Here is a 23040-nt window from a genome sequence, read left to right as displayed (position 1 = left end):
GTGACCGCCCACGCCTCCACCCCGACGGACTGGTCCGCCGGGACGCTCGCCTCCGTCCTCCCGTCGGTCGCCGACCGCCTGGGGGTGGGGAGGTATGCCGGCCACGACGTCTTCGACCTGCCTGCCGTGCCGCGCACGGTCGTCGTGCTCGTCGACGGGCTCGGCCACGACCTGCTGCGCCAGCGCAGCGGGCACGCCCCCTTCCTGCGCAGCCTGCTCGGCACCGCGCACCGGGTGCCGTGCGGCTTCCCCACGACGACCGCCACGTCGATGGGGACGTTCGGCACCGGTCTGCCGCCCGGGTCGCACGGCCTCGTCGGCATGCAGGTGCTCGACCCGGCGACCGACCGGCTGCTCAACGAGCTGTCGTGGGAGGACGGCCCCGACCCGCGGGCGTGGCAGCCCAACGAGACGGTCTTCGAGGCAGCCGAGAACGCCGGCGTCAGCGTCACCATGGTCGGACCCCACTACTTCGACGGGTCGGGCCTGACCACCGCAGCCCTCCGGGGCGCCCGCTTCCGCGCGGCGCGTTCGCTCGAGGACCGCGTCGACGCCGCAGTGGCCGCGGTCCGGGCCGCGCCCCGCTCGCTCGTCTACCTCTACTGGGGCGAGGTCGACAAGATCGGCCACGTGCACGGCTGCCAGTCCTGGCAGTGGGGCGACGAGGTCGAGTCCGTCGACGCCGCGCTGCGGCAGCTCGCTGCGCGCGTCCCGGACGACACGTCCATCGTCGTCACGGCCGACCACGGCATGGTCGACGTCCCCTTCCACGACCGCATCGACCTCGCGGGCGAGCCCGAGCTCATGGCCGGTGTCCGCCACCTCGGCGGGGAGCCGCGCAACCTCCAGCTCTACGCGGAGTCCGGCTCGGCCGCCGACGTGCAGGCCGCATGGGCGTCCCGGCTCGGGGACCGCGCCCGCATCCTCACCCGCGAGCAGGCGGTCGACGAGGGCTGGTTCGGGGCCGTGCGCGCCGGGGTCGAGCGACGGATCGGTGACCTCATCGTGGTCATGGACGGGTCGTTCGCCGTCGTGCACTCCGGACTCATGCGTCGCGAGGTCGTAGCGCTCCTCGGCCTGCACGGGTCGACGAGCGACGCGGAACTCGCCGTGCCCGTGGTCGTGGTGCCTCCCCGCCGGGGCGCCTAGGGTGGTGCCTCGTGGCTGAGCTCGTCTTCTTCTCCGGGACCATGGACTGCGGCAAGTCGACCCTCGCCCTCCAGATGGACCACAACCACGGTGCGCGAGGTCGGGTCGGCCTCATCTTCACCAAGATGGACCGGGCCGGCAGCAACGTCCTCAGCTCGCGCCTCGGTCTGTCGACGGGCGCGCTCGAGGTCGGTGACGATCTCGACTTCTGGGAGGCCATCGTCGGCCGGGCCACGGCGGGCACGCGCATCGACTACCTCATCTGCGACGAGGCCCAGTTCTACACGAGCGACCAGGTGGAGCAGCTGGCGCGCATCGTCGACGAGATGGACGTCGACGTCTTCGCGTTCGGCATCACCGCCGACTTCCGCACGGAGCTCTTCCCGGGCAGCAAGCGGCTGATCGAGCTGGCCGACAAGGTCCAGGTGCTCCAGGTCGAGGCGCTGTGCTGGTGCGGACGCCGGGCGACGACCAACGCGCGCGTCATGGACGGCGTCATGGTCGTCGAGGGCGAGCAGGTCGTCGTCGGCGACACCAAGCCGGGCACGACCGGGGTCGTCGAGTACGAGGTGCTCTGCCGCCGGCACTACATGCGGCGCATGACCTCGCACGCCGCCAAGGCCGCGGCGGTCTCACCCGAGGTGCTGCCCTTCGACCTCGACGTGTGCCCGCTCCCGCCACTGCCGATCACGCAGGCGGACTGAGTCCGGCTCGCCCGCACCCGCGAAGGGCGCGGACGCCACGCCGGTCCACCCCGGGGGCGGCGTCAGGTCACTCGTTCTTGCGGCCGAACATGATGTCGTCCCAGCTCGGCACGCTGGGTCGTCCGGACTTGCGGGCCGCCTGCGCGGGACGCGGAGCGGGCTTGGGCCGCGCCGCCGGGACGCGCTGCTCGACGACGTCGTCGCCGTCACCGTCCCCGCCGAACGAGCGCGCGCCCGAGGCGCCGGGGGAGCCGCTGCCCGACCCGGACCGACGACCCTCCGCGGGGATGCGGGAGACCGGGCGTGGCTCCTGCCGTCGGCGCGCCGCCGGTCGCAGGGGTCGCTCCTCGGCGGGCTCGTCGTCGAGGCCCTCGTCGAGGTCGGAGTCGACATCGGCGATGAGGTCGTCCTCACGAGCGTCATCGAGGGCAGGTGCGGAGTCGTGCTGCCGGTGGTCGGCGGCACGGTCCGTGGCCCGGGGGTGCGCGGGACGCTCGGGACGCTCGGGACGCACGGAGGCGTCGACGCCGCTGGCGCGGTTCGCGAGCTGCTGAGCCACGTCGCTCTCGTCGCCCTCGTGATCGTCCCGGAGCTCCTCGTGGTCCTCCGCATGGTCGTCCGCGTTGTCGACACCGCGGTGGTCCCGGTCGTCGTGGTCGTCGTCGACGGCCACTCGTGCGTCGCGCTCCACCTCGGGGCGGGCCTCGGCCACGGGGCCGGGGTCCGCCTCGGACGGTCGTTCCGGGACCTGACGCACCGGCTGGGTGGGCTCGGTGCGGCGCGCCTTGCGCTGGGCCGCCTCGACGCCGACGCGCTGCTCCACCGTGCCGGTCTTGACGACCTCGGGGTCGTCCTCGGGGTGGGTGTGGGCCGGCGGGGGGAGCTCGTCCCGGGGGTCCGCGGCGAGCTCCTCCAGAGGCAGGGCCTCCTCGGGAGCCTCGTCCAGCCCGGGCACTTCGGTGGACCTCGGGCGACGGCGGCGCCCGCGCTGGGAGCTGCGCTCGCGCATGGCAGCCATGAGGTCGACGGTCTCGCCCTCGCGGCGACGCGGGACGGCCGCGCCCACGCCGCCCTCGGCCTCGACGTCGTAGACGCGGCTGGGTCGGGTCGACGCTGCCAGGTGCGGCGCCGGGATCGGGCCGGGTGCCTGCTGGTCCTCGTCCTCGCTGAGCCAGCGGGCCTCGTCGTCGACCGCCGAGACGGTGCGGGCGAGCGGGTCGAACTGCCAGGCGGCCTCGCGCTCGCGGCCGCCGGCGTTGAAGGCCAGCAGCACGGTCCAGGCGCCCTTGTCGGTGCGTCGGGAGTCCCAGCGGACCGCGCCGGCGTCGATCTCACGAGTGCGCAGGCGCTCGGAAACCCGGGCGTCGAGCGTCGGGGCGCCGCCGTGGGACCCGCCGCGAGGACGTAGCCGGACCTGACGGGCCAGGCCGGCGACGTGCTCGCGCTCGGCCAGGATCGGGCCCTCGTAGCGGTGGACCTTCTCGACGGTCCATCCCGCGCGCTCGGCCACCTCCTCGGCGGTCATGCCGGCCCGGATCATCGACTGGACGTCCTTGGGGCGCAGGCCCCCCGAGACCTCGATCTGCAGCTGGCCGAGCCGTGGACGGTCGCGCCGCGCCGCGGCACGGAGCGCCTCGTCGAGCGGCACCGAGTAGCGGTTGCCCTCGTCGTCGGCCAGCAGCAGGTGCAATCCGTCCTCGTGGACGCCGACGAGCCTGAGGTGCTGCATGGGTGGGTCTCCCGGGGTGCCGAGTCTGCGTGGTCGTGCCTGTCTGCGTCGACGTCCCGCCGGCCGGGTGAGGGGCCTCGCCGGGTGCGTCGTGCAGTCGAGCATGCCACCGGGCCGGGTGCGCGCCAAAGCGCCCACGCCGCACGGGTACCGTTTGCCTTGGCATGCCTACCTCGTTCGCGTCCGCGCAGCTCGCCCTCGACCTCGTCGGCGTGTTCGTCTTCGCGCTCTCCGGGGGTCTCGTCGCCGTCAAGAAGCGCTTCGACCTCTTCGGCGTCCTCGTGCTCGCGTGCGCCGCGGCGCTCGGCGGCGGCATCGTGCGCGACCTGCTCATCGGCGACATCCCTCCGGTCGGCATCAGCGACTGGCGGCTGCTGACGGCCGCGGCCCTCGGTGGGCTCGTCACCTTCCTCTTCCATCCCGGCGTCGAGCGCATCACCCGCTTCGTCCGCGTGCTCGACGCGGCGGGCCTCGGCGCCTTCGCGGTCGCCGGCAGCCTCAAGGCCGTGACGACGCCGGGCGTCTCACCCGTGGCCGCCGTCCTCGTCGGTGTCATCACGGCCGTCGGGGGAGGCGTCGTGCGCGACGTGCTCGCCGGCCAGGTCCCCGAGGTGCTGCGCCGCGAGCTGTATGCCGTGCCGGCCATGCTCGGGTCCGTGGTCGTCGTCGTGGCGGCGCAGCTCGGGTCCCTCCAGGACTGGGTGCTGTGGACGGCCGCCGGGGTCGTCTTCGCCCTGCGCATGCTCGCGGTGCACCTGCACCTCAACGCCCCGACCCCGCTGCGCTCCAATCCCACGTAGCCCGCGCGCCGAACGACGGGCGAAACCCCTGACCCTGCTCACGACCGATGGCGGAGAGATGACACCAGACGCAGCACCCACCCCCCAGCCCGCTCCCGACGCCACCCCCGAGGCCACGACCGAAGGATCCGACGAGCGCTCCCCGCTCGAGCCGTACGACGCCGTGCTCCTGCTCGGCTTCGGCGGTCCCGAGGCCCCCGAGGAGGTCATGCCCTTCCTGCGCCGGGTCACCGCGGGCCGCGGCATCCCCGACGAGAGGCTCGAGGCCGTCGGCGAGCACTACCACCACTTCGGTGGGCGCAGCCCGATCAACGACCAGAACCGGGCCCTCATCGCTGCGCTCCGGGCCGAGCTCGACTCCCGGGGCATCGACACCCCGATCGTCTGGGGCAACCGCAACAGCGCCCCCTTCATCGACGACGCCCTCCGCGAGAGCCACGCCGCCGGCCACCGCCGGGTCGTCGCGCTGACGACGAGCGCCTACTCGTGCTACTCGTCGTGCCGGCAGTACCGCGAGAACCTCGCCGACGCGGCAGCCGCCGTCGCCGAGGAGGGGATCGCGCTCGAGATCGACAAGGTGGCGCAGTACGCCCGCCGCCCCGGTTTCGCCGAGGCCAACGCCGGTGAGCTCGTGCGCTCGCTGCGCGCCCTCGACGGGGCGCCGGACTCGGAGGTCGCGCTGCTGTTCGTCACCCACTCCATCCCGGACGCGATGGACGACACGTCCGGACCGGGCGACGGAGAGGGCAACCTCTACCAGCGCCAGCACCTGGCGCTCGCCTCGCAGCTGACGGAGGAGGCCAACCGCGTCCTCGGCCGCGACCTGACGGGCGAGCTCGTCTTCTGCTCGCGCTCCGGGCCGCCGAGCCAGCCCTGGCTCGAGCCCGACGTCAACGACCGCATGCGCGAATTGGCGGCCGCCGGCGTCCGTACCGTCGTCACGGCCCCCATCGGCTTCGTCAGTGACCACATGGAGGTCGTCTACGACCTCGACACCGAGGCCCAGGAGACGGCCGACGAGCTCGGCCTGACGCACGTGCGCGTCCCGACCGTCGGCACCGACGCCGCCTTCGTCCGCGACCTCGTCGACGCCCTCCTCGAGCGCGCCGCCGAGGCCCGCGGCGAGGACGTGCCGCAGTTCGAGGGCCGCATGCCGTCGGTGTGCGCCCCCGGGTGCTGTCCCAACCTGCGCCAGGCGCGTCCGGCCCTGTGCGGCAGCGACTGAGGACCACGATGACCGGCACCCCACCCGCACCCGACCTGCCCGAGGGCCTCACCGTCGAGGCGCTGCAGCAGCTCTGCGTCCGCTTCGCCACCGAGGCTGCCCGCTTCATCCGTGACGAGCGACCCGAGCGCGTGGGGGTCGCCGCCACGAAGTCGAGCGAGACCGACGTCGTGACCGTCATGGACCGGCGCTCGGAGGAGCTGCTGCACCGGCTGATCCAGCAGGCCCGCCCCGATGACGGCATCCTCGGCGAGGAGGGCGCCGACGTCGCCGGCACCTCCGGGCTGACGTGGGTCATCGATCCCATCGACGGCACCGTCAACTACCTCTACGAGGTGCCGGCGTATGCCGTGTCCGTGGCCGTCGTCGTCGGCGACGCGCACTCCCAGGGCGGCTGGGTCCCCGTGGCCGGCGCGGTCGCCGACCCGAGCCTGCGCCTCGTGCACCACGCGGGACGCGGCAGGGGCGCCTGGACGGGCCCCGAGGACCCGGCGAGCGGCGACGAACCCCTGCGCCTCTCGGTGTCGGGCGAGGACCGTCTCGGCCGCACACTGCTCGCGACCGGGTTCGGCTACGACCCGCAGGTCCGGGCCCGTCAGGCCGAGGTCCTGCTGCGGGTGCTCCCGCTCGTGCGAGACATCCGGCGCATCGGCAGCGCGGCACTCGACCTCGTCCGCGTCGCAGAAGGCTCGGTCGACGCCTACGCCGAGACCGGCCTCAACGCCTGGGACCTCGCGGCCGGCTGGCTGATCGTCCTCGAGGCCGGCGGTGTCGTCCTCGGTGCGGGGGAGGGCGAGGCCAGCGCGCCGGGCAAGGCCCTCACCGTCGCTGCCGGCCCGGCGCTCGCGCCGGAGGTGCGCCGACTCTTCGTCACCACCGGCGACGCGGCGGGCTGACCTGGCAGGCGAGGGGGCCGCACACGACGAACGCCCCACCCGGCCGTGCCGGGTGGGGCGTCTGTCGTACTGGGGACGCGGACGGCATACGTCCTCGAGACGCGCTCAAAGCGCTCCCCGGGCACCGCCCGGACGCTGCTCAGGCCGCCTGGAACGGCTCGAGCTCGGGGACGCGGATGCCGTTCTCGGCAGCGAGGCGGGCGAAGGACTCCAGCTCGCCGGTGTGCACCTGCACCCGGAAGTCGTCCCCGGCCTGCCGCGCGTCGGCGAGGTCGCCCAGCGCGTCGTTGACACGTTGCCTGATCTGGTCGACGAACTCGGTCATGGGTGCCACCTCCGGGCCTGGGTTGTCGATCGGTCGAGTCCGCAGACCCTACCGCGCCGTGGGACCCCCAATGTGCACCCGCGATGGTCGGCGGATGGCAAAGGACAGGTGAACAGTTGGTCCGAAAACGGCAGGCATTGGGCGTGCGTCCCGTCTGCGTCTCAGCCGTTGGCGCGGACAACGTGACAACGCCGTGGGGATCGGGCACCATACGCGCACGCGGACATGTTTCGTTGCTGTTAACAGCGTCGTCGACAGCATCCCTCCCACGGGAACAAGCGCGGGCCTACGAGCGTTCTCCGCGTCACAGACCGCAAGGCGCATCACGAGTAGAAGTGAGACAACGAGATGGCAACCGATTACGACGCGCCACGCAAGACTGACGACGACCTGAACGAGGACTCCATCGAGGAGCTCAAGTCACGTCGGGTCGACAAGACGTCGTCCAGCGTGGACGTCGACGAGACCGAGCAGGCCGAGGGCTTCGAGCTCCCCGGCGCCGACCTCTCCGGCGAGGAGCTGTCGGTCCGCGTGCTGCCCAAGCAGGCCGACGAGTTCACCTGTGGACGCTGCTTCCTCGTCCACCACCGCAGCCAGCTCGCCAAGGAGAGCAACGGCATGATGATCTGCACGGAGTGCGCGGCCTGAGCGCATCTCCGACCGGGCAGCAGCACCGCCCGGAGCCAGTAGGGTCGGTCCTCGTGACCGACCCTTGTGCTGTCCCGGTGCGGCTGCTCGACCCGGACCTGCCGCTGCCCGTCTACGCCCACCCCGGCGACGCAGGTGCCGACCTGTGCGCCCGGGTGGACGTGACGATCGAGCCGGGCGAGCGGGTGCTGGTGCCGACCGGGGTCGCGCTGGCGCTGCCTCCGGGGCACGCCGGCTTCGTGCACCCGAGGTCGGGGCTCGCGGCGCGACACGGCATCTCAATCGTCAACGCGCCCGGAACCGTCGACGAGGGCTACCGGGGGGAGATCCTCGTCAACCTCGTCAACCTCGACCCGCGCGAGCCCTTCGAGGTCCGGCGCGGCGACCGGATCGCCCAGCTCGTCGTCCAGCGCGTCGAGCGGGTGCAGTTCGTCGCCGTCGATTCGCTCGACGAGACCCGTCGGGGGGACACTGGACACGGATCCACCGGTGGCTTCGGTCCCGGGGGCGCCGCCTCGCCGACACCGGGGGAGTCGCCCAGCGAGGCGTGATCATCGGATACGGTTCGCCGGGCGCTGCGTCAGCGCCGCGACGACCACCTTTCCGGACGGGCACGACGCCCGCCGGGCAGCAGGACTCTAAGGACGGAATGACGTGGGACTCTTCAGCCGGGGCAAGTCGAAGGACCGCCCGGACGCCGATGCCGTGGACACCGACCTGACCGACGACGGCCTCGACCGCGGCGACCAGGACGATGTCGCCAGTGCGTATGACGACGCGGACGCGCCGGCCGGTCGCGACGCCTCCACCGGCCCGCTCGACCGCAGCGAGGTCGACGACGACAGCGACTACCTCAACCTCGGCGCCATCTGGCTGCGCGGGCAGCAGGGCATGGAGCTGCGCCTCGAGGTCAACGAGCAGGAGCAGCAGATCACCGGCGTCACGGCCGTGCTCGGCGAGTCGGCGGTCCAGCTGCAGGCCTTCGCCGCCCCGCGCACCGAGGGCGTCTGGATCGACATCCGCAACGAGATCGCCGCGAGCATCGTCGACGCCGGCGGCACCGCAGAGGTGCTGACGGGCGAGTTCGGCGAGGAGCTGCTGACGCGGATGCCGCAGGCCGACCCCGAGGGCCGGACCGTGTTCATGCCGGCCCGCTTCGTCGGCGTCGACGGGCCTCGCTGGTTCCTCCGCGCCGTCGTCTCGGGCCGCGCCGCCATCGAGCCCGCTGCGGCCGAGGGCGTCCACGAGGTCATCCGGACCGCGGTCATCGACCGCGGCGAGGAGGCCATGCCGCCGCGCGAGCTGCTGCCGCTGCGCCTGCCCGACGCCGACGGCGCCGCCCAGGCCGATGCCGGCGACGGCACCGACGGTGGTCCCGACCTCAACCCGTTCGAACGCGGCCCCGAGATCACCGAGGTCCGTTGATGTCCCGCCCGTGTCCGGCACCGCCTCGAGGCGAGGCGCGCCCGTGACCACGGGCCAGCCCGGCGCGCTGCGGCGGCTCACCGAGCGACTGACGCGCTCGGCGCACGAGATCGAGGCCGCCGAGCTGCGGCGCGAGTCCTCCGACCTGGCCGGTGTCGTCCACATCGGCGACGCGCCCCAGCGCACCACGGTCACGGTGTGCGGCGAAGTGCGCTCGGTGACGCTTCGCCCCCGCGAGGAGACCCCGGCCCTCGACGTCGAGGTCTGGGACGGCACGGAGTCGTTGCACCTCGTGTGGCTCGGCCGCCGCCGCATCGCCGGCATCGTCCCCGGCATCAAGATCCAGGCCACGGGACGCATCACGAACCGCCGGAAGGTCATGACGATGTTCAACCCCGCCTACGAGATCATCGGCAGGGCAGGCCAGGCACATGGCTGAGGCCGAGGGCGAGGCCACCGTGTCGGGTGCGGGGGAGGGCGACGGGGTCGTGCGCTCCGAGGCCGACCTGCGTCGCTACGACACCGTCGAGGAGCTGCTGCGCGACAAGCTGTCCGAGGCCCTCGGCGGCTGGCGCGGGGCCGTCGAGTCGGCGGTGCCGACGCTGGCGTTCGCGCTCGTCTGGGCCCGCACCGAGAACCTCCGCACGGCCCTGGTCGTCGCCGGGGTGTGCGTCGCCCTGCTGCTCGTCGTCCGGCTCGTGCAGCGCCAGGACCCACGCTTCATCGCGTATGCCGCTGCGGGAGTGGCGATCTCGGCGTTCTTCGCGCTCCGGTCGGGCAAGGCCGAGGACGCCTTCCTGCCGGGGATGCTCCAGAACGCCGGGCTCCTTGTGCTCCTGCTCGTCACCAACCTGACCCGCTGGCCGCTGTTCGGCTTCGTCGTCGGTGTCGCCGAGCCCGAGGCCTTCGCCGAGAACCCCACGTGGTGGCGTCGCCACTCCGGCATCGTGACCGTGGCTGCCCGCCTGGCCTGGGTGCTCATCGCCCTCAACGTCGTGCGGCTCGCCATCATGGTCCCGCTCTACCTCGCCGAGCAGGTCGCGGCGCTCGGCGTCGCCAAGGTCGTGCTGGGCTGGCCGGCCTACCTCGTCGCCATCACCGCCATGGGCGCGATCCTGCTGCGCGGTCGCACCCCGATCGACCCGAGCCGCATCGCCTGAAGCCGGGACCCGGCCGTCGGGACGCGTCAGTCCTCGGTGTCCGCGTGGTGCCGCTCGCCCGGGGCGACGAGGTCCTGGAGGCGGTCCTCCTGCTCCGTCGTGGTGATGAAGAGCAGCTCGTCGCCGGCCTCGATCGCGTCGTCCGGCGTGGGCGCCAGCGGCCGCTCCTCGCGGATGATCGCCACGAGCACGGTGTCGGTGGGCCAGTCGACGTCACCGACGCGGCGGCCGGCGAAGGGGCTGCCCTCGGGCAGGGTGATCTCGACCATCGAGGCGCGACCCTGCTGGAACTCGAAGATCCGCACGAGGTCACCGATGCTGACGGCCTCCTCGATGAGGGCCGTCATGAGGCGTGGGGTCGACACCGCGACGTCGACGCCCCACGACTCGTCGAACATCCACTCGTTCTTCGGGTTGTTCACGCGCGCGACGGTGCGCGGCACGCCGAACTCGGTCTTGGCCAGCAGCGAGAGCACGAGGTTGGCCTTGTCGTCGCCGGTGGCGGCGACGCAGACATCGGACTCCTCGAGCCGGGCCTCCTCGAGGGCGGCCAGCTCGCAGGCGTCGGCGAGCAGCCACGACGCCTCGGGCACGCGGGACGCCTGCACGTCGTCGGCGTCCTTGTCGATGAGCAGCACCTGGTGCCCGTTGCCGAGCAGCTCACGGGCGATGGACCGGCCGACGCTTCCGGCTCCGGCGATGACGACGCGCATGGGGGTTTCTTCTCCTGTGCCGGTCAGTGGGGGGCCGGGGCCTGGTCGCAGAGCCGCTCGACCCGGGCGAGGTCGTCGCGCGGGACGGTGAGGTGCACGAGGTCACCCTGCTGCACGACCATGTCGGGACGGGGCAGGGTGCCCTCGCCGAGGCGGGTGACGTAGGCGACGCGGGCGCCGGTCTGCTCCTCGACCTCGGTGAGGTGCCGGCCCACCCAGGCCTCGGCCAGGGGCACCTCGGCGATGACGATCTTGCCGCTCGGGTCGGTCAGCTCGGGGACGGCGCCCTGGGGGAGCAGTCGCTGGATCATCTGGTCGGCGGTCCAGCGCACCGTGGCGACGGTGGGGATGCCGAGGCGCTGGTAGACCATGGCGCGCTGCGGGTCGTAGATGCGGGCCGCGACGTGCTCGACCCCGAACGTCTCGCGCGCCACCCGGGCCGCGAGGATGTTGGAGTTGTCGCCGCTGCTGACCGCCGCGAACGCGTAGGCCTCACGGATGCCCGCGGCGATGAGGGTGTCCCGGTCGAAGCCGATCCCCGTCACGGTCTGGCCCTCGAAGGAGGTGCCGAGCCGGCGGAACGCCGAGGCGTCGGCGTCGATGATCGCGACGTCGTGGCCGCCCCTGCCCAGGGTGCGGGCGAGCGTCGACCCGACGCGGCCGCATCCCATGATCACGAAGTGCACGGACGCGACGCTACACCGTGACGGGGCTGCCCACCCCGCAGGCCGCGCACGCCGCCCAGCCCGTGAAACGACCGTGACGGCATACGTTCTCGGGCGCGTGTCCGCGGCGTCCCGAGTGGGTCGGTGCAGCACGACGATCCGTCATACAGTGTCGTCGTGCCCGGTACCGGTTCGCTGTTCAAGCGCCTCCTGCTCGGTCGCGCGATGCGCAGCGACAAGCTCGGGGAGACCCTCCTTCCCAAGCGGCTCGCGCTGCCGATCTTCGCGAGCGACGCGCTGTCGTCGGTGGCCTACGCGCCCGACGAGATCCTGCTCATGCTCGGCCTCGCGGGCGGCGCGTTCGTCGCCACGCACAGCTGGCAGGTCACGGTCGCGGTCGTGCTCGTCATGGTCGTCGTCGTCGCGTCGTACCGGCAGAACGTGCACGCCTACCCCTCGGGAGGCGGCGACTACGAGGTGGCGACGGTCAACCTCGGCCCCCGAGCCGGGCTCACCGTCGCGAGCGCCCTGCTCGTCGACTACGTCCTGACCGTCGCCGTGTCGATCTCGTCGGGCGTGCAGAACGCCGCCACGGTGCTCGGCTTCGTGCGCGGCCACGAGGTCATCGTCGCCGTCGGCCTCATCGCCTTCCTCACCGCCATGAACCTGCGCGGCGTCCGTGAGTCCGGCAAGGCCTTCGCGGTGCCCGTCTACGCGTTCATGCTCGCCATCATCGGCATGGGCGTCTACGGCTTCATCCAGCACTTCACCGGCTCGCTCACCCCGGCCGAGAGCGCGGGCCTGACGCTCAAGCCGGAGGAGGGTCAGGGCCTGACCGGCCTCGCGGCGGCCTTCCTGCTGCTGCGTGCCTTCTCGTCGGGCTGTGCGGCCCTGACCGGCGTCGAGGCGATCAGCAACGGCGTGCCCGCCTTCAAGAAGCCCAAGAGCGACAACGCCGCCACCACGCTGCTGCTCATGGGGACGCTGTCGGTCCTCATGCTCGGCTCGATCATCGCCCTCAGCCAGTGGACCGGGGTCAAGATCGCCGACGACCCGGGAGCCCAGCTGCTGCGCGACGGCCAGCCGGTCGGCGACTCCTACGTGCAGCACACGGCCATCGGCCAGCTCGCCGAGTCGGTCTTCGCGAACTTCCCGGTCGGCGTCGTCTTCGTCTCGATCGTCACCGGGCTGATCCTCGTGCTGGCCGCCAACACCGCCTTCAACGGCTTCCCGGTGCTCGGCTCGATCCTCGCCCGCGACGGCTACCTGCCCCGCCAGATGCACACCCGCGGTGACCGGCTCGCCTTCTCCAACGGCATCCTCATCCTCGCCGGTGCGGCCATCGTGCTCGTCATCGTCTTCAAGGCCGAGGTCACGGCGCTGATCCAGCTCTACATCGTCGGGGTGTTCGTCTCCTTCACGACGAGCCAGGTCGGCATGGTGCGGCACTGGACGCGCAACCTCCGGCTCGAGCGCAACCCCAAGGAACGCGCGCGCATGCAGCGCTCGCGCGTCATCAACGCGGTCGGCGCCGCGATGTCCGGGACGGTGCTCGTCGTCGTGCTCCTCACGAAGTTCCAGGCGGGGGCGAAGTACGCCATCCTCGCGATGGTCGTCCTCTTCGTGCTCATGCTCGGCATCAAGAAGCACTACAACCGCGTGCGCGACGAGCTCGCCATCGACTGGGACGTCGAGCGGCCGATGCTCCCGAGCCACGTCCACGCCATCGTCTGCATCTCCAAGGTGCACAAGCCGACGATGCGCGCGCTCGCCTATGCCCGGGCGAGCCGTCCCTCCTACCTCGAGGCGGTCACGGTCGACGTCGACCCGGACGAGACCCAGACGCTGCTCGACGAGTGGGACAAGCGCGACATCCCCGTGCCGCTCAAGGTGCTGAGCTCGCCCTACCGGCAGATCACCAAGCCGATCCTCGACTACGTCCGCTCGATCCGCAGCGGCAACCCCCGCGACATCGTCACGGTCTACCTGCCGGAGTACGTCCTCGGGAAGTGGTGGGAGCAGATCCTGCACAACCAGAGCGCGCTGCGCCTCAAGGCACGTCTGCTCTTCACGCCGGGCGTCATGGTCGTCAGCGTGCCGTGGCAGCTGCAGTCCTCCGAGGGCGCCGAACGGGACTGGATCGACGAGCCGCCGATCAGCGGGTCCGTGCGCGGAGGAGCCCTGTGAGTGGGCGCCAGACCCGCGAGCGCGCAGCGGGTGGCGAGTCCCTCGTCGGCCGGGAGTGGACCGTCGAGGTCGGGCCGGTGGCGCACGGCGGTCACTGCGTGGCCCGCCACGAGGGCCAGGTGGTCTTCGTGCGCCACACCCTCCCCGGCGAGCGCGTCGTCGCCCGTGTGACCGAGGGCCGCGTGGGTGACAGCTTCGTGCGCGCCGACGCCGTCGAGGTGCTCGAGGCGGCGTCCGGTCGGGTCCCGGCTCCCTGCCCGTATGCCGCCCCCGGCCTGTGCGGTGGGTGCGACTTCCAGCACGCGTCCCTGACGACGCAGCGCGAGCTCAAGGCGGCCGTCGTGCGCGAGCAGTTCGCCCGCGTCGCCGGCCTCGAGGTCGACGTCGACGTGCGCCCCGTGCCCGGTGACGAGGACGGCCTGCGCTGGCGCACCCGCGTCGAGTTCGCCGTCGACGGGTCCGGCCGGGCCGGCCTGCGGCGCCACCGCTCCCGCGACGTCGTGCCCGTCGACGACTGCCTCATCGCGACCCGGGGCGTCATCGACTCCGGGGTGCTCGACACCGAGTGGCCCGACCTCGAGTCGGTCGACGTCGTCGACGCCGTGCACCCGGACGAGCCGGTGCTCGTGCCGCTGCCCGCACCCGAGGGGGCGGGCGACGGTGGCGTCGTCGGCGAGCTCGCCCGCGACGGCGACTGGGAGGGCGAGTACGTCGTCGCGGCCCGCGGCTTCTGGCAGGTGCACCCGGGAGCGGCGTCCACCTTCCTGTCGCGCGTCGTCGCGCTGCTGGGCGCCGAGCCCAGCGACCGCGTCGTCGACCTGTATGCCGGGTCGGGGCTGTTCACGATGCGCCTCGGCGAGCTCGTGGCGCCGGACGGCTTCGTCCTCGGCGTCGAGGGTGACCGCGTCGCCGTCGAGAACGGCGCCGTCAACACCGAGCACCTCGAGAACGTCGAGTGGCGCGCCAACCGCGTAGACCGCGAGCTGCGCTCGCTCGTCGGGCAGGGCGTCACCGCGGACCTCGCGGTGCTCGACCCACCCCGCACCGGTGCGGGCAAGGACGTCATGGGCCTGCTCGCCCGGATGGCGCCACGGCGCGTCGTCTACGTCGCGTGCGACCCCTCGGCGCTCGCGCGCGACGTCAAGGCCGCCGCGACGCACGGCTACTCGCTCGCCTCGCTCGAGGCCTGGGACGCGTTCCCGATGACTCACCACGTCGAGTGCATCGCCGTGCTCGAGCCCCGGGACACCGCCGCCACGTCCTGATCGGTGTCCTCGGTCTCCCCGCTCCAGGAGGCCTCACCCGCCCCGATGGCGGGAGCACCGAGCCGTCACGAGACGATGAGCGCATGTCGTTCAGCTACCCCGTGGCCGTGAAGTTCTCCGAGATCGACCTGGCAGGGGTCGTGTTCAACTCGCACTACCTGACCTGGTGCGAGGACGCGAAGATGGCCTTCCTCGACAGCGTCGGCTACGGGCCCTACCGCTTCGCCGACGAGCACCGGCTGGCCCTCGTGCGGCACGCCGAGATCGACTGGACCGCAAGCCTCAAGCCCCTGGACCACGCCGACATCCGGGTGGTCGTCGAGCGCATCGGCACGTCGTCGTTCACGCTCCGGCACGAGATCTGGCGCCGGGGCGAGGCGTCGCTGCTCACGGCGACGTGCGTCATCACCTACGTCTGGTTCGACACCGAGGCCGGTGCCTCGGCGCCGCTCGACCCCCACTTCCGCGAGGCGCTCGAAGGAGCGGTGTGAGGTCCGCGGTCACCGGACCGTAGGAGCCCGCCCCCTCGAACCCGCTCGACGGCCGCCGCGCGGTGCTAGCGTCGAACGGAGTGCTCGGCATCGGGTGGAGGCGACATGGATGCGTTCATGAAGTTCAACGGCATCGAGGGCGGCAGCCAGAGCAAGGACCACAAGGGCGCCGTCGACGTGCTCTCCTGGAACTGGGGCGTCACGGCGTCGGCACCGACCGGCGCCGGCGGCGGAGCCGGGGCGGGCCGGGCGCGCGCCCACGAGCTGCGCCTCGTGCACCACTACGACCTCGCCTCCCCGCAGCTGACCTCGTTCGCCGCCACCGGCAAGCACCTCAAGGACGCCGTGCTCAACGTCGTGCGGCCGGGGGCCCGCAAGGACTTCCTCACCGTGACGATGAAGGACCTCGTCGTGACCGAGGTGCTCGTCTCCGGCGACGAGGAGGTCGTGGACGAGGAGGTGGCCCTCCAGCCGGCCTGGATCCGCTTCGACTACGCCGAGCCCGGACCCGGTGGGGGAGCGACGGGCCGCACGTCCAGCGTCACGTGGGACATCCGATCGAACAAGATGGGCTGACCCCGGTTCCGGGCGCACCGGCCCCTCCGCGCCGTCCCGGGTCCGTGGACGAGCGGCTCGAGCTCGCCCTCGCGCGGATCCGCGCCGGTGACGGACCCGGCGCCGAGGCCGTCCTCGCCGACGTGGCCGGTGCTCCGACCGCACCGGACGACGTGCGTGTCGTGCACCTGCGCGCCGTCGCGGCCCACCTGCGCCGCGACGAGGAGGCCGCGGAACGGCTGATGGCATCGGCGCTCGCGGCCACGACCGACCCGACGCTGGTCGCGAGCCTGCACAACGACCTCGGCAACATGCGGCTCGAGGCCGGTCGCCCGGGCGCCGCCGTCGCGTCCTACGAGGCGAGCCTCCTCGTCCAACCCGAGGACGCACCGACATGGGCCAACCTCGCCACGGCCCGCCGCCATGCAGGTGACCCCGTCGGTGCCGGCCGCGCCGGCCTGCACGTCCTGGAGCTCGAACCGGGTGCTGCGCTCGGTCGTGCGGCCGTCGGTGCCGCCCTGCTGCACCTGACTGGTCAGGGGCGGTCCGCCGAGGCCCTCGACCTGGTCCGTCGGTGGGCCGAGCTCGACCCGGACCACCCGGGTGCCCGGCACCGCCTGGCAGCCCTCGGCGGGCTGCCGGCTCCGGAGCGCGCCCCGGACGACTACGTCGCGACGCTCTTCGACGCGAGCGCCGAGGACTTCGACGACCACCTGGCCGGCCTCGGCTACCGGGCGCCGGCCCTCGTGGCCGACCGCGTGGCCGCGCTGCTCGGTGAGGCCGCCGGCGAGCTGGACGTGGCCGACATCGGGTGCGGCACCGGCCTCGTCGGCGACCTCGTGCGACCGTGGGCCCGCAGCCTCGTCGGGTGCGACCTCTCGGTGGGCATGCTGCGCCGGGCCCGGCTGCGCGGGTGCTACGACGCCCTGCACCACGCGGAGCTCAGTGCGTTCCTGCGAGCCCGGCACGCGGCATACGACCTCGTCGTCTGTGCGGACACGCTGTGCTACCTCGGCGACCTCGAGGCGGTGACCCGGGCGGTGGCCGGCGCGCTGCGCCCGGGAGGGACCTTCGTGGCGACCGTCGAGCACCTCGACGACCCGACCCGACCGTGGCGGCTGACGCCGACGGGGCGCTACGCGCACGGCACCGAGCACCTCCGGGCCGTCTCCGCCCTGGCCGGCCTGAGCGACGTCACCACGACACCGGTGCACCTGCGACTCGAGGCCGGCGAGCCGGTCGAGGGGCTGCTGTGGTCTGCGCGGCGACCGACCGCCGCTGCCCGGCCCCAGGGGGCAGACAGCAGTCCGAGCGAGGGCGAGGATGGGCGGGTAGGGAGGGACTGACATCGACGAACCCGTGTGTTTTGATATATCTTGACGTCAAGATAAATCGAGCACCGTGACATCAGAGTTGCTGGAAGGAGCCCGTCGTGGGCAGTGTTGACAGCTTCAAGGCCAAGGGGACCCTCGAGGTCGGGGGTCAGTCCTACGAGATCTACCGGCTCGCAAGGGTCGAGGGGCAGGAGACCCTGCCGTACAGCCTCAAGGTCCTCCTCGAGAACCTCCTGCGCACCGAGGACGGCGCGAACATCACCGCCGACCACATCCGCGCCATCGGCTCGTGGGACGAGAACGCCGAGCCGGCGACGGAGATCCAGTTCACGCCCGCGCGCGTGATCATGCAGGACTTCACCGGCGTCCCGTGCGTCGTCGACCTCGCCACGATGCGCGAGGCCGTCGCCGACCTCGGCGGCGACCCGGCCCGGATCAACCCGCTCGCCCCGGCCGAGCTCGTCATCGACCACTCGGTCATCATCGACGTCTTCGGCCGCGCCGACGCCTTCGAGCGCAACGTCGAGATCGAGTACCAGCGCAACAAGGAGCGCTACCAGTTCCTGCGCTGGGGCCAGACCGCCTTCGACGACTTCAAGGTCGTCCCGCCGGGCACCGGCATCGTCCACCAGGTCAACATCGAGCACCTGGCCCGCACGGTCATGGTGCGTGACGGCGTCGCCTACCCCGACACCTGCGTCGGCACCGACTCGCACACGACGATGGTCAACGGCCTCGGCGTGCTCGGCTGGGGCGTCGGCGGCATCGAGGCCGAGGCGGCCATGCTCGGCCAGCCAGTGTCGATGCTCATCCCGCGCGTCGTCGGCTTCAAGCTGAGCGGCTCGATCCCCGTCGCAGCCACGGCGACCGACGTCGTGCTCACCATCACCGAGATGCTGCGCAAGCACGGCGTCGTCGGCAAGTTCGTCGAGTTCTACGGCGAGGGCGTCTCGCAGGTACCGCTCGCCAACCGCGCGACCATCGGCAACATGAGCCCCGAGTTCGGCTCGACGTGCGCCATCTTCCCGATCGACGAGGTCACGCTCGACTACCTACGCCTCACGGGCCGCTCCGACGAGAGCGTCGCCCTCGTCGAGGCGTACGCCAAGGAGCAGGGCATGTGGCTCAAGGCGGGGCCCGACCAGCCCGAGGCCCGCTACAGCGAGTACCTCGAGCTCGACCTCGGGACGGTGGTGCCCTCGATCGCCGGCCCGAAGCGTCCGCAGGACCGCATCGCCCTGACCGACGCCAAGGAGTCCTTCCGCAAGGTGCTCCCGACGTACGTCGCACACGACGAGGGTGACGCGGGCGCTGCCTCCTCGTTCCCGGCCAGCGACCCGTCGCCCCAGGGCACGACCGACGGGACCAACGGCGGCTCGAAGCCGGCCGACGAGGGCGACGGAACCGGTCGCCCGTCGAAGAAGGTCAGCGTCACGGATGCCGAGGGCCGCACCTTTGAGATCGACCACGGCATCGTCTCGATCGCCTCGATCACGAGCTGCACCAACACGTCCAACCCGTCGGTCATGATGGCGGCCGCGATGCTCGCCAAGAACGCCGTCGAGAAGGGCCTGTCGGTCGCCCCGTGGGTCAAGACGTCGATGGCCCCCGGCTCCAAGGTCGTCACGGGCTACTACGACAAGGCCGGCATGTGGCCCTACCTCGAGAAGCTCGGCTTCTACCTCGTCGGCTACGGCTGCACGACGTGCATCGGCAACTCGGGCCCGCTCAACGACGAGATCTCCAAGGCGATCAACGACAACGACCTCGCGGTCACGTCGGTCCTGTCGGGCAACCGCAACTTCGAGGGGCGCATCAACCCCGACGTGAAGATGAACTACCTCGCGAGCCCGCCGCTCGTCATCGCCTACGCCCTCGCCGGCACGATGGACTTCGACTTCGCGTCGCAGCCGCTCGGCCAGGACGCCGACGGCAAGGACGTCTTCCTCGAGGACATCTGGCCGGCTCCGGCCGACGTCGAGCGCACCATCGCGGCCTCGATCAGCCAGGAGATGTTCACCGAGGACTACGCCGACGTCTTCGCCGGCGACGAGCGCTGGCAGTCCCTGCCGACCCCCGAGGGCGACACCTTCGCGTGGGACGGCGAGTCGACCTACGTGCGCAAGCCCCCGTACTTCGACGGCATGTCGATGGAGACGACGCCCGTCGTCGACATCGAGGGCGCTCGCGTGCTCGCCAAGCTCGGCGACTCGGTCACGACCGACCACATCAGCCCGGCCGGTGCGATCAAGAACGACAGCCCCGCCGGCAAGTACCTCGCCGAGCACGGCATCGAGCGCAAGGACTTCAACTCCTACGGCTCGCGCCGCGGCAACCACGAGGTCATGATCCGTGGCACGTTCGCCAACATCCGCCTGAAGAACCTCCTCCTCGACGGTGTCGAGGGCGGCTTCACGCGCGACTTCACCCAGGGCGGCGAGCAGACGACGATCTACGACGCCGCGCAGAGCTACGCCGCTGCGGGCACTCCGCTCGTGATCCTCTCGGGCAAGGAGTACGGCTCGGGAAGCTCGCGCGACTGGGCCGCCAAGGGCACGAGCCTGCTGGGGGTCAAGGCCGTCATCGCCGAGAGCTACGAGCGCATCCACCGCTCCAACCTCATCGGCATGGGCGTCATCCCGCTGCAGTACCCCGCGGGCCAGAACGCCGACTCGCTCGGCCTCGACGGCACCGAGACCTTCTCGATCACCGGCATCACGGCCCTCAACGACGGCACGACGCCCAAGACCGTCAAGGTCGTCGCCACGAAGGAGTCGGGCGAGACCGTGGAGTTCGACGCGGTCGTGCGCATCGACACCCCCGGCGAGGCGGACTACTACCGCAACGGCGGCATCCTCCAGTACGTCCTGCGGTCGCTCGTCAACGGCTGACCTGCACCGCCCGACGGGCCCCGTCCGCCGCTCCCAGCGGCGCGCGGGGCCCGTCGTCGTTCCCGGCGTCCCCGACGTCCCGGCAGGACGTGCCGGAGCCCCTCGATGGCGTATGCCGTCCGCCACGGACGGGCGCGTCCCCGCCCTCCCCGGGCGGGCCGGTTCGGCCGGACCCGGCCGGGCGGCATGCGCAGCCGGATGGCATGCTCGTCGCGTGACTGAGCGACACGCCCTCCTGACCGTGTGGGAGACCGGTTTCGACTGGTCGACCGCGCCCGACGCCGACCACGTGGACGTCCACGCCGACGATGCCGAGCCGGTCACCTACGCGGCACGCGTGTGGGAGTCACCCGTCGTCGAGTCGCCTTTCGCCGCAACCGAGCTCATCCCGTCGTGGAACGCCCGGACTCCGGCCGGCACCTGGCTGCTCATCGAGGGTCGGGTCGCCGGACAGGGCGGCTGGACGCCGTGGTTCACCTTCGCGCGGTGGGCCGAGGACGACCCGGCGGGGGAGTCGCCCATCACCCGCACCACGCTGCGGGACCAGCACTTCGCCACCGGCTGTGTCGAGACGGACACGTGGGTCGCGGCCCCCGGCCACGGCGTCGAGCGGTGGCAGCTGCGCGTGACCGCCCACGCCGTCGCTGCCGACGAGATCGATTGGCCCACAGTCACGCTCGTCGCTGTCGTCGCCTCGCGCTTCGAGATCGCGGCCGACGAGCCGACGAGCCTGCCGGGGGTCGGCCGAGACCACGAGATTGCGGTCCCGCCCCGGTCACAGCGCCTCCATATCGCCACCTTCCCCGAGTGGGACAACGGTGGGCAGTCGTGGTGCTCCCCGACGTCCACGACGATGCTGCTCGAGCACTGGGGCCGGGCTCCCGAGGGCGACGAGGTGGCCTGGGTCGGGCACGAGGTCGACCCCGAGGTGGTCCACGGGGTGCGGCGCGTCTTCGACCGCTCCTACGGCGGCGCCGGCAACTGGGCCTTCAACACCGCCTATGCCGGCACCCGCGGCCTGCGCGCCTACGTCACGCGGCTGCGCGACCTGACCGAGGCCGAGGCGTTCGTCGCCGCCGGTGTGCCGCTCGTGGTGTCGGTGACCTTCCGGGAGGACGAGCTCGACGGCGCCGGCTACGAGACCAGCGGGCACCTGCTCACGATCGTCGGCTTCACGGCCCAGGGTGACGTCGTGTCGAACGACCCGAACTCGCACCGGGTCGCGAGCAACGACGAGGTGCGCACCGTCTACCGGCGCGACCAGTTCGAGCGGGTCTGGCTGGGCGACAACGGGGGTCTGGCCTACGTCATGCACCCACGGGACGTCGCCCTTCCCGCGGCGCCCGCAGAGGCCAACTGGGGGTGAGGACGGTCAAGCGCACGTAAATTTCCTGCGCTTGCTGCTCACATCGCGAGAATCTTTCACGCGAAGGCCCTGCGGGGCGGTGGCCCGGGTGTTGACTGACCGCGCCCCAGCCCCCACCCGGAAGGTGTGCCATGACGCATCCCACCCCTCCTGTCGTCCCTGCCGTCCCCGCTGCCGCCGTCGCCTCGCCGAGCCGCCGCGTCCTGCTCGGCTCGGCCGCCGCTGTCGGCGTGGCCGGTGTCGCCGGTGTCGCCGGTGCCGGGTCGGCCGCTGCCTCGTCCGTTGCCTCGTCGGTCGTCGCGTCCGACCCGGGCGACCGGCACATCTCCTACCGCGAGTGGAGTGGCCGGCACCTCGGCCCCCTGCGCTTCACGGGACAGCGCGACCACGTCGACCCCTTCGACACGACCGCGACCTCGCGGTCCTACGACGTCGCGACGTGGGTCTCGCCCGTGGTCCGGCCCGGCTTCGGCCTCACCGAGCTCGTGGCGTCGTGGAACGCCGACACCCCCGGCCGGTCCTGGGTCGAGGTGTCCGTGCGCGGACGCAGCGGCGGCGTCGCCACCAAGGAGTACGTCCTCGGCCGCTGGTGCCGCTACGACCCGGCCCAGGGCGGCGGCATCCACCGCACGTCGGTCAAGGGGCAGGGCGACACCGTGGCCACGGTCTACACCGACACCCTCGCGACCCGCACCGGGCACGTCCTCGACGAGTGGCAGCTCGTCGTGCGGCTGATGCGTCCCACCGGCACCCGGCAGACGCCGCGGCTGCGGTCGGTCGGGGCCATGGCCTCGGCCCTCCCGGACACCGAGCGCGTGCCGCGCAGCGCCAACGGCCGGGCCCGCGGCCGGGTGCTCGACGTCCCCACCTTCTCCCAGGAGACCCACATCGGTCACTTCCCCCAGTGGGACAACGGGGGAGAGGCCTGGTGCTCCCCGACCTCGACCTCGATGGTGCTCGCCTACTGGGGCGCGGGACCCCGTCGCGACGAGACGGCCTGGGTGACCGAGGCGATGCCCGACGAGGCCGACCCGCAGGTCGACTTCGCCGCGCGCAACGTCTACGACTACACCTACGACGGCGGCGGCAACTGGCCGTTCAACGCCGCCTACGCGGCATCGCGCCCGCGGATGCGCGGCTTCGTGACCCGCCTGCGGTCGCTGACCGAGGCCGAGGAGTTCATCGCCGCTGGCATCCCGCTCGTCACGTCGGTGTCCTTCGAGAAGGACGAGCTCGACGGTGCCGGCTACGGCACCAACGGACACCTCATGGTCGTCGTCGGCTTCACCCGCGACGGCGACGTCGTCTGCAACGACCCCGCCTCCCACCTCGTCCGCGACAACGCCCAGGTCCGAGTCGTCTACGACCGGGAGCAGTTCGAGAACGTCTGGGTGCCGCACAGCGGCGGCATCGTCTACGTCATCCACCCCGAGCGGCACCGGCTGCCCCGGGCTCCGCGCCGCGAGCCCAACTGGTGAGCGCTCGCTTCGGGACGCTGTAGCGAAGTGCCCA

Annotated in this window: 22 protein-coding genes; 18 read left to right on the top strand and 4 right to left on the bottom strand. The window is 72.3% G+C overall.

The annotated features are described in order from the left end of the window. Both U5C87_RS16375 and U5C87_RS16370 read left to right on the top strand, forming a co-directional pair. Positions 1 to 1149: an alkaline phosphatase family protein gene (locus tag U5C87_RS16375; protein ID WP_330473574.1), complete on the top strand. Its 1149-nt coding sequence runs from the start codon at positions 1 to 3 to the stop codon at positions 1147 to 1149. An 11-nt stretch (positions 1150 to 1160) separates the two neighbouring features. Continuing rightward, entirely contained in the window at positions 1161 to 1853 is a 693-nt protein-coding gene (locus U5C87_RS16370) for a thymidine kinase (protein ID WP_030146257.1), read from the top strand. Positions 1854 to 1920: 67 nt separating this feature from the next. Here U5C87_RS16370 and sepH read toward each other — a convergent pair whose 3' ends face one another. Further along, positions 1921 to 3582 (bottom strand): septation protein SepH, encoded by a 1662-nt coding sequence (gene sepH / locus U5C87_RS16365; protein ID WP_330473573.1) that lies wholly within the window; start codon positions 3580 to 3582, stop codon positions 1921 to 1923. A 164-nt stretch (positions 3583 to 3746) separates the two neighbouring features. Between sepH and U5C87_RS16360 the strand changes: the two genes are divergently transcribed. From U5C87_RS16360 to U5C87_RS16350, 3 genes are read left to right on the top strand one after another with little or no spacing between them, the layout of a single operon-like run. Beyond that, positions 3747 to 4382: a trimeric intracellular cation channel family protein gene (locus tag U5C87_RS16360; RefSeq protein ID WP_030146255.1), complete on the top strand. Its 636-nt coding sequence runs from the start codon at positions 3747 to 3749 to the stop codon at positions 4380 to 4382. A 58-nt stretch (positions 4383 to 4440) separates the two neighbouring features. Further along, positions 4441 to 5607, top strand: coding sequence for a ferrochelatase (locus U5C87_RS16355; RefSeq protein WP_330473572.1), 1167 nt, complete (start codon positions 4441 to 4443; stop codon positions 5605 to 5607). 8 nt (positions 5608 to 5615) lie between these two features. Next, positions 5616 to 6503 carry an inositol monophosphatase family protein gene (locus U5C87_RS16350; protein WP_330473571.1) on the top strand — a complete coding sequence of 296 codons (888 nt, stop codon included), beginning with the start codon at positions 5616 to 5618 and terminating at the stop codon, positions 6501 to 6503. A gap of 139 nt (positions 6504 to 6642) precedes the next feature. Here the strand turns inward: U5C87_RS16350 and U5C87_RS16345 are convergent, their stop codons facing one another. Then, positions 6643 to 6828 (bottom strand): hypothetical protein, encoded by a 186-nt coding sequence (locus tag U5C87_RS16345; RefSeq protein ID WP_030146252.1) that lies wholly within the window; start codon positions 6826 to 6828, stop codon positions 6643 to 6645. 348 nt (positions 6829 to 7176) lie between these two features. Between U5C87_RS16345 and U5C87_RS16340 the strand changes: the two genes are divergently transcribed. The 5 genes from U5C87_RS16340 (at position 7177) to U5C87_RS16320 (ending at position 10061) form a co-directional block, all read left to right on the top strand. Beyond that, entirely contained in the window at positions 7177 to 7476 is a 300-nt protein-coding gene (locus U5C87_RS16340; RefSeq protein ID WP_030146251.1) for a DUF4193 domain-containing protein, read from the top strand. 53 nt (positions 7477 to 7529) lie between these two features. Further along, the gene (gene dut / locus U5C87_RS16335) at positions 7530 to 8027 is read left to right on the top strand and encodes a dUTP diphosphatase (protein WP_030146250.1); all 498 of its coding nucleotides are present in this window, start codon (positions 7530 to 7532) and stop codon (positions 8025 to 8027) included. A 103-nt stretch (positions 8028 to 8130) separates the two neighbouring features. After that, positions 8131 to 8901, top strand: a complete 771-nt coding sequence (locus tag U5C87_RS16330; protein ID WP_330473570.1) for a DUF3710 domain-containing protein — start codon at positions 8131 to 8133, stop codon at positions 8899 to 8901. A 43-nt stretch (positions 8902 to 8944) separates the two neighbouring features. Continuing rightward, on the top strand, positions 8945 to 9340 hold the full coding sequence (locus U5C87_RS16325) for an OB-fold nucleic acid binding domain-containing protein (protein ID WP_030146248.1): 396 nt from the start codon (positions 8945 to 8947) through the stop codon (positions 9338 to 9340). Further along, on the top strand, positions 9333 to 10061 hold the full coding sequence (locus U5C87_RS16320; RefSeq protein WP_330473569.1) for a DUF3159 domain-containing protein: 729 nt from the start codon (positions 9333 to 9335) through the stop codon (positions 10059 to 10061). The genes U5C87_RS16325 and U5C87_RS16320 overlap by 8 nt, the downstream gene beginning before the upstream one ends. A gap of 26 nt (positions 10062 to 10087) precedes the next feature. Here the strand turns inward: U5C87_RS16320 and U5C87_RS16315 are convergent, their stop codons facing one another. Beyond that, positions 10088 to 10774: a potassium channel family protein gene (locus tag U5C87_RS16315; protein ID WP_030146246.1), complete on the bottom strand. Its 687-nt coding sequence runs from the start codon at positions 10772 to 10774 to the stop codon at positions 10088 to 10090. A 23-nt stretch (positions 10775 to 10797) separates the two neighbouring features. Continuing rightward, positions 10798 to 11460, bottom strand: coding sequence for a potassium channel family protein (locus U5C87_RS16310; RefSeq protein WP_030146245.1), 663 nt, complete (start codon positions 11458 to 11460; stop codon positions 10798 to 10800). Positions 11461 to 11664: 204 nt separating this feature from the next. Here U5C87_RS16310 and U5C87_RS16305 point away from each other — a divergent pair, with 204 nt between their 5' ends. The 8 genes from U5C87_RS16305 (at position 11665) to U5C87_RS16270 (ending at position 23006) form a co-directional block, all read left to right on the top strand. After that, a complete protein-coding gene (locus tag U5C87_RS16305) occupies positions 11665 to 13626 on the top strand; it encodes an APC family permease (RefSeq protein WP_330476707.1) in 1962 nt (653 codons plus the stop codon). After that, on the top strand, positions 13623 to 14891 hold the full coding sequence (locus tag U5C87_RS16300) for a class I SAM-dependent RNA methyltransferase (RefSeq protein WP_330473568.1): 1269 nt from the start codon (positions 13623 to 13625) through the stop codon (positions 14889 to 14891). The genes U5C87_RS16305 and U5C87_RS16300 overlap by 4 nt, the downstream gene beginning before the upstream one ends. 83 nt (positions 14892 to 14974) lie before the next feature. Beyond that, positions 14975 to 15382, top strand: a complete 408-nt coding sequence (locus tag U5C87_RS16295; RefSeq protein WP_052358121.1) for an acyl-CoA thioesterase — start codon at positions 14975 to 14977, stop codon at positions 15380 to 15382. A 105-nt stretch (positions 15383 to 15487) separates the two neighbouring features. After that, positions 15488 to 15958, top strand: coding sequence for an Hcp family type VI secretion system effector (locus U5C87_RS16290; protein WP_330473567.1), 471 nt, complete (start codon positions 15488 to 15490; stop codon positions 15956 to 15958). 44 nt (positions 15959 to 16002) lie between these two features. Then, positions 16003 to 17283, top strand: a complete 1281-nt coding sequence (locus U5C87_RS16285) for a methyltransferase (RefSeq protein WP_330473566.1) — start codon at positions 16003 to 16005, stop codon at positions 17281 to 17283. 86 nt (positions 17284 to 17369) lie between these two features. Further along, on the top strand, positions 17370 to 20162 hold the full coding sequence (acnA, locus tag U5C87_RS16280) for an aconitate hydratase AcnA (protein ID WP_330473565.1): 2793 nt from the start codon (positions 17370 to 17372) through the stop codon (positions 20160 to 20162). A gap of 214 nt (positions 20163 to 20376) precedes the next feature. Next, complete coding sequence (locus tag U5C87_RS16275) at positions 20377 to 21528, top strand: peptidase C39 family protein (RefSeq protein ID WP_330473564.1); 1152 nt, start codon at positions 20377 to 20379, stop codon at positions 21526 to 21528. Positions 21529 to 21659: 131 nt separating this feature from the next. Beyond that, entirely contained in the window at positions 21660 to 23006 is a 1347-nt protein-coding gene (locus U5C87_RS16270; protein ID WP_330473563.1) for a peptidase C39 family protein, read from the top strand. The last annotated feature ends 34 nt before the right edge of the window (positions 23007 to 23040 follow it).

The organism is Terrabacter sp. C0L_2, assembly GCF_036352015.1.
Classification (GTDB): domain Bacteria; phylum Actinomycetota; class Actinomycetes; order Actinomycetales; family Dermatophilaceae; genus Terrabacter; species Terrabacter tumescens.
The sequence above is the reverse complement of the archived record's forward strand: the minus strand, read 5'-3'. Positions and strand labels throughout refer to the sequence as shown.